Raw genomic sequence first — 13436 nt, 5'->3', positions numbered from 1 at the left:
TGCTCCGATCTGGCGGGTGGCTGGTTCCATGGTGCATCGGATGCCCCGCGGGCGCAGTTCCCGAGTAAGATGCTTACTCGAAGTAAGCGAGGTGCAGTATGCGGTCCGAGTCATCTGGTTCCGAGTCATCCGGCCCCGAGTCATCCGAACCCGTCGCCGACGAGGTCGGCGCCCGCCGCTCGGCGCGGCTTCGCGAGCTGGGCCACATCGACGACGAGGCGTGCCGCCGTTTCACCTCGACGATCGAGTTCGCCGGCCGCAAGTGGAGCGCGGCGATCCTGCTCGCCGGCATCCGCGGCGCGCGCCGCTTCACCGAGTACCGCGAGACCGTCACCGGCATCTCCGACCGCGTGCTCGCCGCGCGCCTGCGCGAACTCGAGGACGAGGGCCTCATCGAGCGGCACGTCCGCGCGACCACGCCCGTGACCATCCAGTACACGCCGAGCACTCGGGCCCTGCAGCTCATGGAACTGCTGCAGCCGCTCGTGGAGTTCGACGCGGGCGGTGCCGCGCACCGGACGTCGATGAGCGAGTAGCCGGGTCGCGGGGCCTGGTCTCGATACGCGTCCTCGCTCCGCTCGGGCGCTACTCGACCACCGGTGGGGATCCTCGCTCCGCTCGGGCGCTACTCGACCACCAAGGCCCACCGGTGGTCGAGTAGGGAGCGCAGCGACCGTATCGAGACCACGCACCCGATCTCGATACGCGTCCTCGCTCCGCTCGGGCGCTACTCGATCACCGGTAGGAGTCCTCGCCGACACCGGTGGTCGAGTAGGCCGCGACGCAGGAGCAGCCGTATCGAGACCGCGTACCGACTACAGTCTCCCTCCGTGCGTCTCGTCCTCATCGGCGCCGCCCTGCTCGCGGCCGGCCTCGTCGCGTTCCTCACCGGGGCGGTGCCCGTCGACGACCTCGTCGCGCTCCTCGCCCGCATCGGGCCGGTCCTCGGATTCGTCGTGGGCATCACGATCGTCGCCGAACTCGCGGCCGACGCGGGCCTCTTCCGCTGGATCGCCGAGCGCCTCGCCGTGCTCGCGGGCGGGCGCGACTGGCTGCTCTGGCTCGCGGTCGTGCTGCTCGCGGTCGCGTCGACCGTGTTCCTCTCGCTCGACACGACGGCCGTGCTGCTCACGCCGGTCGTGATCACGCTCGCCCAGCACGTGCGCGTGTCGCCGATCCCGTTCGCACTGACGACGATCTGGCTCGCGAACACCGCGTCGCTCCTGCTCCCGGTCTCGAACCTGACCAATCTGCTCGCCGCCCAGGCGATGGGCCGCACCGACCCCGCGAGCTTCGCGGCGCTCACGTGGGCGCCCGCGATCGCCGCGATCGTCGTGCCCGTCGCGCTGCTCTTCCTGTTGGGTCGACGCGAACTCCTCGCTCGATACGAACCGGATGCCCCGACCCCCGTCGAGGACCGCCCGCTGTTCGTCGTGGCCGGCGTGGTGGTGCTGCTCCTCCTGCCCGCACTCGTCTCGGGGGTCGAGGTGTGGATCCCCGCCGCGATCGCCGCGGCCGTGCTGCTCGTCGCGTTCGCGGTGCGCGGCCGCTCCCTGAGCTGGCGGCTCGTGCCGTGGCCGCCCCTCGTCTTCGCGCTCGGCCTGTTCGTCGCGGTCGACGCGGCACATGCGCTCGGCTGGACCGCCTGGCTCGGACCGCTCGTCGGCCCCGGCGTCGACGGAGGCTTCCCTGGTCTGCTGCAGGCGGCCGGGGTCGGCGCCGTGTCGGCGAACGCGATCAACAACCTGCCCGCCTACCTGCTGCTCGAGCCGTACGCGCACGACCCGGTCACGCTCGTGGCGGTGCTGATCGGCGTGAACGCCGGCGTGCTCGTCACGCCGTGGGCGTCGCTCGCGACGCTGCTCTGGCACAGCCGACTCGTGTCGATGGGCGTGTCGATCTCGTGGCCGAAGTTCGCACTCGCCGGGCTCGTGGCCGCGCCGCTCACCGTCGTCGCCGCGACCGCGGCGCTGTGGGCGGTGCACGGCTGACGCGAAGCCCGGGTGGCCGAGGAGGCCGCGACGCGCCCGCCCGGTGGTCGAGTAGGCAGCGACGCAGGAGCAGCCGTATCGAGACCCACGCGACCTGGTCTCGATACGCGTCCTCGCTTCGCTCGGGCGCTACTCGACCACCAGGCAGTCGCGCTACTCGACCACCGGGCAGTCGGCGCTACTCGACCACCGGGGAGTCCTCGCTTCGCTCGGGCGCTACTCGACCACCGGGGAGTCCTCGCTGCGCTCGGGCGCTACTCGACCACCGGACGGTCGGCGCTAGTCGACCACCGAGGCGATCACCGGGGCGGCGTGCGAGGCGAGGCGCTCCGCGAGCCACGCGGCCTGGCGCTGCCAGTGCACGCCCTGCCCGCCCTCGTGGTCGTTGAACGCGTAGTCGACGATGTCGGCGTCCACGGCGCCGTGGCCCCAGTGGTTGCGCGCGGCGTACACGGTCGACGGCGGGCAGGTCAGGTCCATCAGCGCGACGGAGAAGTGCGCGGGCGCGGTCGCGCGCTTCGCGAAGTTCACGCCGTCGAAGTACGAGAGGGTCGAGAAGACCTGCTCCGCGGCATCCCGGTGCACCGAGAGGAACCGCACGATCTCGTTGTACGGGTCGCGGTCGGTGAAGCCGACCGCGCGCTCGAACTCGCAGAGGAACGGCACCTCGGGCAGGGCGCCGACGAGGCCCTCGCTCAGGCCCGCGGCCGCGATCGAGATGCCGCCGCCCTGGCTCGCGCCGGCGACGGCGACGCGGGTCTCGTCGACCACCTCGAGCGAGCGCACGGCGTCGATCGCGAGCACCGCATCGGTGAACACGCGACGGTAGTAGTACTCGGCGGGGTCGTGGATGCCCCGCGTCATGAAGCCCGGGAACGACGGGCCGGTGCCGTGCGGGTCGGGCGTGCCGCCGCCGGTGCCCCACGCGCTGCCTTGGCCGCGGGTGTCCATCACGAAATGGACGTAGCCGGCCGCGGCCCACGCGAGCTTCTCGTGCGGCAGGCCGCGCCCGCCGCCGTACCCGACGTATTCGACCACGGTCGGCAACGGCGCGGATGCCCCGGCCGGCACCACGAGCCATCCGCGCACCGGGTCGCCCGCGAACCCGCTGAACGTCACGTCGAAGACGTCGACGAGCGCGAGGGGCGAGTCGACCCGCTCGAGGCGCGGCGGCGTCGCGACCGCGCGCGACTCGGCGAGCGTGCGCGCCCAGAACGCGTCGAAGTCGGCCGGCTCGGCCACGTCGGGCCGGTAGGCGCGGAGTTCGGCGGACTGCAGGTCGAAGCGGGGCATGCTCGGGGAACCTCTCGACGGTGAAGGGCAGGCGGGGGTGGCGCGCGGGGCGCGGCCGGTCGCGGATGTCACGACAGCGTAGCGAACGGACACGCGGCGAAATGCTGTGGACGCCTCTACCGGCGGCGGACCGGCTGCGCCATGATGAACCGCGCGATCCGGTCGATCCGGAGCGCATCGTCCATTCCCGATCCCCGGAGGAACCGTGAGCAACGCCACCAGCACCGAACCGCCCCTGTCCGCCCCGCTCTACGGAGCGACGTTCGGCCAGGCCGTCCAGCGATTCTTCAAGAAGTACGCGACGTTCTCGGGCCGCGCGAGCCGCAGCGAGTACTGGTGGTGGGTGCTCGCGAGCGTGATCGTCTCCACGGTCTTCTCGCTGCTCATCTCGATCGGGATCTCGGGCTCCGTCGACCCGGTCGCGGGCACGTTCACCCCCGGCCCGCTGGCCTACATCGGCTACATCGGGTCCGGGCTGTGGGCGCTCGCCATCCTCATCCCGACGCTCGCCGTCACGTGGCGCCGCCTCCACGACACGAACCGCTCGGGCGGGTTCTTCTTCCTCGCGCTCATCCCCTTCGTCGGCCCGATCATCGTGCTCATCTTCACGCTGCTGCCGACCGACCCGGCCGGCGCTCGATTCGACCGCTGAACCCCGCCGCGTCAGCGGCCCGTGTGATCCACGAACGGCATCCGCGGGCCGCGGCGCGGCCTCCCGCGCACGCCGGCTGCGCCGAGCAGCCGGATGACCCGGTACCGGTGCCCCGCCCACGGCTCGAGCGCGACCAGCATCTCCTCGTCGGTCATGTCGCGCCCCTCGAGCGCGTGGCCGACGTAGTTCGACAGGTGGAAGTCGCCGACCGACACCGCGTCGGCGTCGCCGAGGGCGCGCTGCGCGACCTCCGCGGCCGTCCACTCGCCGATGCCCGGGAAGTGCCGGAGTCGGGTGGCCGCCTCGGCGCGAGGCATCCTCGACGCCTCCTCGATCCGCTCGGCGAACCTCGCGGCCGTCACGATCGTGCCGGCCCGGCGCGGGTCGACGCCCGCGCGATGCCACTCCCACACCGGGACGACCGCCCACGTCTCGGGCGCCGGCGGCACGCGCATGGCGCGCGGCGTCGGGCCGGGCGCGACCTCCCCGAACCGGTACAGCAGTCGGCACCACGAGTCGTGCGCCTGCAGCGTGATGACCTTCTGCTCGAGGATCGCAGGCGCGAGCGCCTCGAACACGCGGGTCGTGCGGGGGATGCGGATGCCCGGGTTGCGCCGGTGCGCGTCGCGCAGCACCTCGAGGCGGGGCTCGAAGCCCGACGGGTCATCCTGCTCGCCGCACAGCTCGGGAGCCTGCGCGACCGCCCACCCGGCACCGGGGCCCCAGCCGTCGGCGCGGAGCGCGCCGTCGGCGAGCTGCGCCAGGCGCACGGTCGCGACGCCCTCCGTGGTCCGGGTCGCGCGCCAGACGGCGCCGTCGTGGGCGAGGTGGAACGCCGGGTCGCCGGGACCGCGCCGCAGGCTCCCGACCGTCCGGTGCAGGTCGGTCGGATGCCTCGGCACCCAGTCGAGGCGATGGTCGGCGGTCACCCGTCCAGTGTGGCCCCGTCCCCCGACGGCCGGCTGGGAGCGGGCCGCGCCGATGCGAGGCATCCGATCGCCCGTTGACGCCCGCCGCGCCCGGACGTAGGTTGCCGCATGGCGTCGCCGCCGGCGCCGGGGAGGAACGACATCGTGGGTGCCGTGCACGTCGACCTGTTCATCACGCTCGACGGGGTCGTGCAGGCCCCCGGCGGACCCGACGAGGATCCCGAGAGCGGCTTCGAGTTCGGCGGCTGGCAGGCCCCGATGCTCGACGAGGTGACGGGAAACCAGGTCTGGGAGGGGATGGCACGCCTCGATGCGCTGCTGCTCGGCCGCAGGACGTACGACATCTTCGCGTCGTACTGGCCCACGGCGACCGTCGACGGCCCGATCGCCGAGCTCTTCAACCGGATCCCGAAGTACGTCGCCTCGCGCACGGCTCCGACGCTCGAGTGGGCGGGCTCCGAGCTGCTCGGCGACGACCTGGCCGGCGAGGTCCGCCGCATTCGCGACCTCCACGACGAGGTGCACGTGATCGGCAGCGCCGACCTGCTGCAGAGCCTGCTCGCGCACGACCTCGTCGACCGCCTGAACCTCTGGCTCTACCCGATCACGCTCGGCACGGGCAAGCGCGCGTTCGCGGGCGGCACGATCCCGGCGACGTTCCGGCTGGTCGAGCCGCCGATCGCGGGCAGCTCGGGCGCGGTGCTGCTGCGGTACGAGTGCACGCACGGCGTGCCCGGCACCGGTGACATGGCGGCGCCCGACCGCGGGGTCTGACGGGCAGGAGCCTGACGGGCGCGGCGTTCCGGCGGCGCGGGTCTGACGCGCGCGCGGCGTTCGGGCGGCGCGGGGGCGCGCGTGCTCGTGCTCGTGCGCGGCATGGGTGCACTCCCCTACGCTCGACCCATGACTGCAAGCGTTTACATCGCGGGCCCCGCGGCCTGGAACCGGATCGTCCTCCTCGACCGCCTGCCCGAGCCGGTCCCGCACATGCAGTTCGCGCTGGACGAGTGGGAGACGCTCGGCGGCACGTCCGCGGGCAAGGCGCTCGGCCTCGCCGGGCTCAGCAGGCCGGTCGCGCTGCACGCGCTCATCGGCGACGACGCCGACGGCGAGCGCGTGCGCGCCGCGCTCGCGGCCGGCGGGGTGACGCTGCTGGACGAGGCATCCGACCGCACCGAACGCCACTGCAACCTGATGACCCGCGACGGCGCGCGCGTCTCCCTGTACCTCTCGAGCCCGACGGATGCCCCGACCGGCCCCTCCCCCGACGTGCTCGCCGCGATGGCCGACGCCGACGCCATCGTGCTCGACCTCGCCGAGCGGTCGCGCCGGCTCGTCCCCGCGGCGCGCGCGACCGGGCGGTCGATCTGGACCGACCTGCACGACTACGACGGCGAATCGTCGTTCCATCGGCCGTTCCTCGAGGCGGCCGACGCCGTCTTCATGAACGCCGACGCCATCGGCGACCCGCTCCCGTTCCTGCGCCGGGTGATCGACGGCGGCGCTTCGCTCGCGGTCTGCACGCTCGGCGCCGAGGGTGCGGTGGCGGTCGACCGCGCGGGCGCCGTGCACCGCGTCGCCGCCGAGCCCGTCGAGGTCGTCGACACGAACGGTGCGGGCGACGCGTTCATGTCGGGCGTGCTGCACGCGACGCTCGACGGGGCATCCGTTCCCGAGGCGCTCCGTGCGGGCGCACGGCACGCGGCATCCGTGCTGGGCACCCGGCACCTGCACCCGGTGCTCGACGCGCACCTCTGACCGGGAGGCGGCGGCCGCGACCCGCTCAGGGCACGGGCACCGGCGGTGCCGGGATCGGCGCGGACAGCTGCGAGACGATCCGGTCGATCTCGTCGAGCGCGTAGCGCGCGAGCTGCTCCTGCTGCTGGATCGCGACGGGGTCCTGCTCCTCGAGGTCGCCGAACACGATGATGTTCTCGTCGTTCAGGGTGTTCGCGTCGTCCGTGTAATTGAAGCTGCCGAGGATCAGCAGGCGCTCGTCGATCACCATGAGCTTGTGGTGCACCTTGCGCACGCCCGTGCCGGGCCGGTTCCAGGTGAGCTCGACGTTGCCGGCGCCGAGGCCGACGGTCGCGGCCCACTTGGCGGCTCCCTGCCCGCGGTCCAGGACGCCGCGGATGCGGTCGAGCGACGGACGCAGGCGGATCATCGTGTCGTCGATGCCCGACGACTGCGAGAAGGTGAACATGGCGAAGTCGATCGTGCGCTTCGACTTCAGCATCTGCTTCATGATCTCCATCTCGGGGCCGTGGCGCGGCGCGAAGAGCGGCTTCACGCGCACCTTCGGCAGGCCGAACTCGGCCGGCTTCGGCTGCACGCGCTCGGTCAGCGCCCCGAACGTGCCGGTCCACATCCGCTCGAACTCGCGGTCGTACTGCGTGGCGATGCGCTGGCCGCGCAGGATCACGACGTGGTTGAGGTTCTGACCGGTCACGCCCGGGACGAACCCCTCGACGCCGGGCACGTTCGTGCCGGTGTCGGTCAGGGTGAAGTTGGTCGACCCGGTGAGCACCGCGGCGCCGGTCTTCCCGTTGTCGCGCACGATGAACTTCTGGTGGAAGATCGCCGGGTTCAGGTCGCCGATCACGTCGACCCGCGCCTTCAGGAGCGCGGCGAAGATGTCGCGGTTCACGAGGTGCTCGCCGTCCATCGTCCACGGGTCGGCGAGGGCCTTCACCTCGGTGAGGTAGTCGCGCTCGAGGATGACCCGGACCACGACGCCGCGCTCCTTCGCCGCGATGATCGCGCGTGCGATCGGCTTCGAGTCGATCTCCTGCACGGCGATGTCGAGCGTGTGCTTCGCCCGGTCGATGAAGCCGCGGATCGCCGCGTCGAGATCGTCCGGCGCGCCGAGCGATGCCGGCCCCATGTGCAGTTCGATCCCGCCTACGCTGATCGGCATGACGGCCCCCTTCCCCGATGGACAGGTTGGCCCGACGGCTCCGTGGCGGGATCAGGGCAGGCACCGATTCATCCGGAGCGTCACGACACGGTGATTTCGTGCGCCTGATGCGGCAAACACGCAGCTTCATTGCAGAGGATGCCACCACGGCGCGCGGTGCGCGCGTCAGACTTGCATGCGGCGCGATCGCGCCGCCTGCCCTGCACCACCCGACACCACCTGAGGGGGCGACCGGATGACCCAGCCCGACGCGACGCGGATGCACCGGATCTCCGACGAGAACGAACGGCTCGTCGACCTCGTGCTCGACTACTCGCGCCGGCGCATCCTGTCGAACGACACGCCCCTCGACAAGCCCGCGAGCCCGGCCGAACTGCGCCGCCTCGCCGGCGCCACCGTCACCGAGCAGGGCCTCGGCGCCGACCGCGCGCTCTCGATCTTCGAGCACGTGCTCGCGCCCGCGTGCATCACGACCGACCACCCGCAGTACCTCTCCTTCATCCCCGTCGCCCCCACGAAGGCCGCGACCGCGTTCGACCTCGTCGTCTCGGCGAGCGCGCTGTACGGCGGATCGTGGCTCGAGGGCGCGGGCGCCGTGCACGCCGAGAACGAGGTGCTCACGTGGCTCGCGCGCGAGTTCGGCATGCCCGACGGCGCGGGCGGGGTGTTCGTGCAGGGCGGCACGCTCGGCAACCTCTCGGCGCTCGTCGCCGCCCGCGAGGCCGCGCGACGGCGCCTCGACAAGCGCGGCGAGGCGCATCCGACCCGGTGGAAGTTCGTGTGCGGCGCCGAGGCGCACTCGTCGGTCGCGTCGGCCGCCCGGATCATGGACGTCGAGGTCGTGCGGGTGCAACCCGACGAGGACGGCGTGCTGCGCGGCGACGCCGTCGCGGCAGCCCTCGCCGAGCACGGGGCATCCGTCTTCGCCGTCATCGCGACCGGCGGCTCGACGAACTTCGGCATCGTCGACGACCTCGCCGGGATCGCCGCGGCCGTCCGCGACCACGACGCGTGGTTCCACGTCGACGGCGCCTACGGGCTCGCCGCGATGCTGTCCCCGCTCGCCCGCGACCGGTTCGCGGGCGTCGAGCACGCCGACTCGGTCATCGTCGATCCGCACAAGTGGCTGTTCGCGCCGTTCGACGCGTGCGCGCTCATCTACCGCGACCCGGTCGCGGGGCGCCTCGCGCACACGCAGCACGCCGAGTACCTCGACACGCTCACCGACTCCGCCGAGTGGAGCCCGTCGGACTACGCGGCCCACCTCACGCGCCGCGCGCGCGGCCTGCCGACCTGGTTCTCGCTCGCGACGTACGGCGCGGCGGCGTACCGCGAGGCGATCTCGGCCTCGATCGCGTTGGCGCAGCGCATCGCCGCGCACCTCGCAGACCGTCCGGGGTTCCGCCTCGTGCGGCCGCCCCAGCTCGGCGTGGTCGTGTTCGAGCGGGAAGGGTGGACCAAGGTCGACTACGACCAGTGGTCGCTGCGGCTGCTCGAGGACCAGCGCGCGTTCGTCACGCCGAGCTCGCACGCCGGGCGAACCAACGCGCGCTTCGCGATCCTGAACCCGAACACGACGTACGAGCAGCTCGTCGGGATCCTCGACACGATGAAGTGAGTGCGGCATCGCCGGGGATCGAGGAGCGCCGACGGAGTCGACGCGTCTCGAGATCACCCCGCCCCCCCTGGACCGTCGGTGGGCGGCGCTAGGTTCGCGGGATGGAACGGGCGCACGCGATCGGCTGCGAGGCCGGCCTCGCGGCGGGGCATCCATGCGGCGCGCCCGCCGAACCGGACGCCCCGATCGCGCTCTGCACCACGCACCTGCTCGTCGCGCACGAGTGGGTCGACCGCACGCTCGGCGTGACCGACCTGCTTCCCGGGCCGTGCCCGGCGTGCGGGTCGCGGCTCGGCGTGCAGTACCCGTCGGGCTGGCTGTGCGCGGCATGCGAGTGGCGGTACGGCGACCTCGCCGATCCCGGGCTGCCGCCTCCGCGCGTCGACGTCGTCTACTACCTGCGGCTCGGCGACCGCGTGAAGATCGGCACGTCGTCGAACCCCCGGCAGCGCTTCACGGCGCTGCCGCACGACGAGGTGCTCGCGTTCGAGCGCGGCGACCGACGGCTCGAGCAGCGGCGGCACGCGCAGTTCGCCGCGCACCGGATCCTCGACGGCGAGTGGTTCCACCTGGTCGACGAGTTGCGGGCGCACGCCGACGCGGTCGCGGGCGGCGTGGATCCGTGGGACGCGTGGGACCGGTGGGTCAGCGAGGCGATCGCCCGGCGCGGCTGAGTGAGCGCTGGCGCGGGTGAGCGGAAACGGCCGCAGGCATGGTCGTCGGATGCCGCGCCGCCGGGCCGTCCGTCACACACGGGCGGCACGCCCGCCTCCGGCGTAGCGTGGCCGCGTGACCTCCCCCGACCCGACCGACGACCACCTGGTGATCGAGCCGAGCGTGCTCTACGTGGGCACGCCGGTGCTGCTGCTGTCGACCGTGAACGACGACGGCACGCCGAACCTCGCACCGGCGTCGAGCCACTGGGCGCTCGAGCGCATGCTCGTGCTCGGACTCGAGACCGACGGGCAGACCGCGCGCAACCTCGGCGAGCGGCCCGAGCTCACCGTCAACTTCCCGTCCGGCGACCGGTGGGAGGCCGTCGAGCGGCTCGCGGCCGTGACCGGACGCGACCCGGTCCCCGACGCGAAGGCCGCGCAGTACGCGTTCGAGCCCGCGAAGTTCGACCGGGCCGGCCTCACCCCGCAGGCGTCCGACCTGATCGCGCCGCCGCGCGTGCGCGAGTGCCCGCTGCAGTTCGAGGCGGTCGTCCGGCGGATGACGCCCGGCGTCGCGGCGGGCTACCTCATGGTCGAGGCCGAGGTCGTGCGCGTGCACGCGCTGCCCGAGGTCGTCGTGTCGGGCACCGACCACATCGACCCGCACGCGTGGCGTCCGCTGATCTACAGCTTCCGCCACTACTTCGACCGCGGCCCGTCGCTCGGGTGGACACGCAAGAGCCCGACGCCGGGTCATCCGTCGCCCGCCGAGGCGCCCGTCCCGCCCGAGATCGAGCGCTGGGCGTCGTTCGGCGGCACCTGGGAGGTCGCCGAACTCGCCGCCGGCTCGGCGACCGTGCGCCTGTGCCGGTGCGACTCGGGCGAGGAGGTCTCGCGCATCACGTCGTCCGAGCCGGGGTTCGTCGCGTGGGCCGCCCTCCAGGAGGCGCGCTGACCCGGCACGGGTGAGCCGCGATCGAAGCAGGTTCCGCCGTTCGAACCCGTTCCCGAGCTGCCTCCGCCGGCGGGGACTGCTTCGAACACGACGACGGCCGACCCGCAGGGCTAGGGTGGGGGCCATGGCGGGGCGGGACGCCGTGACGATCGAGGTGGGCGGCCGCGAGGTGCGGGTCAGCCACCCCGACAAGGTCGTGTTCCCCGAGCCCGGGCTCACCAAGCTCGACCTCGTCGAGTACTACGTCGCCGTCGCCGAGGGCGCGCTCCGCGGCGCGGGCGGTCGGCCGATGGTGCTGAAGCGCTTCGTGAAGGGCATCGACCAGGAGCCGTTCTTCCAGAAGCGGGTGCCCGAGTCGCACCCCGACTTCATCGACACCGCGACCCTGCAGTACTCGCGCGGCACGTCCGCCGAGGAGGCCGTCGTCCGCGACGCGGCCGGCCTCGCGTGGGTCGTGAACCTCGGATGCCTCGACCTGAACCCGCACCCGGTCCGCGCCGAGGACCTCGACCACCCCGACGAGCTGCGGATCGACCTCGACCCGATGCCGGGCACCGAGTGGTCGCAGATCGTCGACGTCGCGTTCGTGGCGGCGACGGTCCTCGACGACCACGGGCTCGTGGGGTGGCCGAAGACGAGCGGGTCGCGGGGCATCCACGTGAACGTGCGGATCGCACCCGAGTGGGACTTCCGGCAGGTGCGGCTCGCGGCCGAGACGCTCGCCCGCGACGTCGAGCGCCGTGCGCCCGGCCTCGCGAGCGCGCGCTGGTGGAAGGAGGAGCGCGGCGAGCGCGTCTTCGTCGACTTCAACCAGAACGCGAAGGACCGCACGGTCGCCTCGGCGTACTCGGTGCGGGCGCTACCGGACGCCCGCGTCTCGACGCCGTTGCGCTGGGACGAGGTGCGCGACGCGCGACCCGAGCGGTTCACGCTGCGCACGGTGCGCGAGCGGTTCGCCGAGCTCGGCGACCCTGCGGCGGGCATCGACCTGCCGGGTTCGGTCGGGCGGCTCGATTCGCTGCTCCGACTCGCCGAGGAGCTCGGCCCGGCGGAGAAGCCGCCGCGCGGGGCATCCGGGTCCGCCGGTTCGCCGGGGGCGGGCGGAGCCGGGGACGGCGGCAACGGCCGCCGTCGCTCCACGATGCCGTTGATCGAGGTCGCGCGCACCAAGACCAAGCCCGAGGCGCTCGCGGCGCTCGACGAGTGGCGGGCGGCGCATCCGGATGCCTCGGCCCTGCTGCACCCCGCCGACGTGCTCGTCGACGGCATGCGCGGCTCGAGTTCGCTCTGGTACCGCGTCCGCGTGAACCTGCAGCACGTGCCCGAGGCCGAGCGACCCGCGCAGGAGGCCCTGCTCGCCGACTACGACCCTTGGGCAGGCAGGGAGTGGCCCGGGCGGTAGCGCGCCGCGGCAGCGGCGCGTTCAGTGCGCTCCCGGATGGCAGGGTCGGCTCGCCCGGCGTAGCCTCGCGCTGTACCTGGGGGCGAGGATGACCCGCACTGACGAACCGGAACCGGCGCCGGACACCGGCGCGAAGACGACGCGATCGGCCAAGCGCGCGCTCGCGTGGATCGGCGGCGTGCTCGCCGCGGCCGTCGCCGCCGCGCTGACGGCGTTCCTGGTGCCCCGATTCACCGGACTGCTCGACACGGTGACCACGACGGGCGAGCCGGTCGTCGTCCGGGTGCACGTCGAGGAGATGTTCGAGGATGTGAGCCTGCCGGCCGGCGCCGAACTCAGTCCCGACGACCTCGACCGGCTCGCCGGAATGACCCCGGTCGAGCAGACGACCTGGCTGGAGGCGCAGGCGCATGGCGTCGTGACGGGTACCCGGCTCATCACGATGACCCTGCGTGGAAACCGGCCGCACCTGGTTCGCATCACCGGCGTGCACGCCGAGCGCTCCTGCGCGGCGACCGATCGCGGCACGCTCGTGCGCATCGCGCCAGGGCGGGGCGATGCGCCGCCGTCCGAGCACATGTACATCGCGCTGAGCGACCCGGAGGGCGTCGCGAGGCAGGCCGCGTCCGGCCCGGACGGCCCTGCCGAACCGTACTTCCCGAACCGCACGATCACGCTCGAGCAAGGGGAGGAAGAGGTGGTCGTCGTCGAACTCAGCCCCGACTACCACGCTCCCGAGACGTGCGACGTCGAGTTCATCCTCTCGATCGACGACCAGGACGAGCGGGTCGAGCAGCGGGTCGACCACGGCGGGCAACCGTTCCGGGTCATGGCGCCCGAACAGCGTGAGGCCGAGGGCGCGTACGGACGAGTGCTGCTCGCCGGGTACGTCTGCCTGCACGCGGTCGAAGCCCCGGCCGGGTGGGAATCCGACGTGCTCGCCGCGTGCGGCCCGGGCAACAGGGCGCAGTGATCTGCAGCAGTCGGTGGAGGAGTCGGCAGGCGGGGCCGGGTCTCGAT

The 13436-nt window shown here is 73.0% G+C and carries 13 protein-coding genes; 10 read left to right on the top strand and 3 right to left on the bottom strand.

Translation table 11 applies throughout. The annotated features are described in order from the left end of the window. Window positions 1-98: 98 nt before the first annotated feature. Together ACDF64_RS05280 and ACDF64_RS05275 are read left to right on the top strand one after the other, a co-directional pair. Window positions 99-536, top strand: coding sequence for a winged helix-turn-helix transcriptional regulator (locus ACDF64_RS05280; RefSeq protein ID WP_394553860.1), 438 nt, complete (start codon window positions 99-101; stop codon window positions 534-536). A gap of 294 nt (window positions 537-830) precedes the next feature. Further along, the gene (locus ACDF64_RS05275; protein WP_394553859.1) at window positions 831-1991 is read left to right on the top strand and encodes an SLC13 family permease; all 1161 of its coding nucleotides are present in this window, start codon (window positions 831-833) and stop codon (window positions 1989-1991) included. Between the two features lie 279 nt (window positions 1992-2270). Here the strand turns inward: ACDF64_RS05275 and ACDF64_RS05270 are convergent, their stop codons facing one another. Further along, window positions 2271-3284 carry an acetylxylan esterase gene (locus ACDF64_RS05270; protein ID WP_394553858.1) on the bottom strand — a complete coding sequence of 338 codons (1014 nt, stop codon included), beginning with the start codon at window positions 3282-3284 and terminating at the stop codon, window positions 2271-2273. A gap of 205 nt (window positions 3285-3489) precedes the next feature. On the opposite strand from ACDF64_RS05270, the gene ACDF64_RS05265 reads away from it, so the two are divergent. After that, a complete protein-coding gene (locus ACDF64_RS05265) occupies window positions 3490-3936 on the top strand; it encodes a DUF805 domain-containing protein (protein ID WP_394553857.1) in 447 nt (148 codons plus the stop codon). An 11-nt stretch (window positions 3937-3947) separates the two neighbouring features. On the opposite strand, the gene ACDF64_RS05260 is transcribed toward ACDF64_RS05265, so the two are convergent. Then, the gene (locus ACDF64_RS05260; RefSeq protein WP_394553856.1) at window positions 3948-4865 is read right to left on the bottom strand and encodes a DNA-3-methyladenine glycosylase family protein; all 918 of its coding nucleotides are present in this window, start codon (window positions 4863-4865) and stop codon (window positions 3948-3950) included. Between the two features lie 144 nt (window positions 4866-5009). Here ACDF64_RS05260 and ACDF64_RS05255 point away from each other — a divergent pair, with 144 nt between their 5' ends. Both ACDF64_RS05255 and ACDF64_RS05250 read left to right on the top strand, forming a co-directional pair. Continuing rightward, complete coding sequence (locus tag ACDF64_RS05255; protein WP_394553855.1) at window positions 5010-5639, top strand: dihydrofolate reductase family protein; 630 nt, start codon at window positions 5010-5012, stop codon at window positions 5637-5639. 129 nt (window positions 5640-5768) lie between these two features. Further along, entirely contained in the window at window positions 5769-6623 is an 855-nt protein-coding gene (locus ACDF64_RS05250; RefSeq protein ID WP_394553854.1) for a carbohydrate kinase family protein, read from the top strand. 25 nt (window positions 6624-6648) lie between these two features. Here ACDF64_RS05250 and ACDF64_RS05245 read toward each other — a convergent pair whose 3' ends face one another. Further along, complete coding sequence (locus ACDF64_RS05245) at window positions 6649-7785, bottom strand: phosphatidylserine/phosphatidylglycerophosphate/cardiolipin synthase family protein (RefSeq protein ID WP_394553853.1); 1137 nt, start codon at window positions 7783-7785, stop codon at window positions 6649-6651. 235 nt (window positions 7786-8020) lie between these two features. On the opposite strand from ACDF64_RS05245, the gene ACDF64_RS05240 reads away from it, so the two are divergent. From ACDF64_RS05240 to ACDF64_RS05220, 5 genes are all read left to right on the top strand, one after another. Further along, window positions 8021-9403: a pyridoxal phosphate-dependent decarboxylase family protein gene (locus tag ACDF64_RS05240; RefSeq protein WP_394553851.1), complete on the top strand. Its 1383-nt coding sequence runs from the start codon at window positions 8021-8023 to the stop codon at window positions 9401-9403. A 101-nt stretch (window positions 9404-9504) separates the two neighbouring features. Continuing rightward, window positions 9505-10077 (top strand): GIY-YIG nuclease family protein, encoded by a 573-nt coding sequence (locus ACDF64_RS05235; RefSeq protein ID WP_394553850.1) that lies wholly within the window; start codon window positions 9505-9507, stop codon window positions 10075-10077. Between the two features lie 115 nt (window positions 10078-10192). Further along, on the top strand, window positions 10193-11014 hold the full coding sequence (locus tag ACDF64_RS05230) for a flavin reductase family protein (RefSeq protein ID WP_394553849.1): 822 nt from the start codon (window positions 10193-10195) through the stop codon (window positions 11012-11014). A gap of 124 nt (window positions 11015-11138) precedes the next feature. Beyond that, window positions 11139-12416 (top strand): non-homologous end-joining DNA ligase, encoded by a 1278-nt coding sequence (gene ligD / locus ACDF64_RS05225; RefSeq protein ID WP_394553848.1) that lies wholly within the window; start codon window positions 11139-11141, stop codon window positions 12414-12416. A gap of 88 nt (window positions 12417-12504) precedes the next feature. Continuing rightward, window positions 12505-13389: a hypothetical protein gene (locus ACDF64_RS05220; RefSeq protein WP_394553847.1), complete on the top strand. Its 885-nt coding sequence runs from the start codon at window positions 12505-12507 to the stop codon at window positions 13387-13389. Window positions 13390-13436: the final 47 nt, after the last annotated feature.

The sequence above is a fragment of the Agromyces sp. MMS24-JH15 genome, assembly GCF_043518605.1.
Lineage (GTDB): Bacteria > Actinomycetota > Actinomycetes > Actinomycetales > Microbacteriaceae > Agromyces.
The sequence above is the reverse complement of the archived record's forward strand: the minus strand, read 5'-3'. Positions and strand labels throughout refer to the sequence as shown.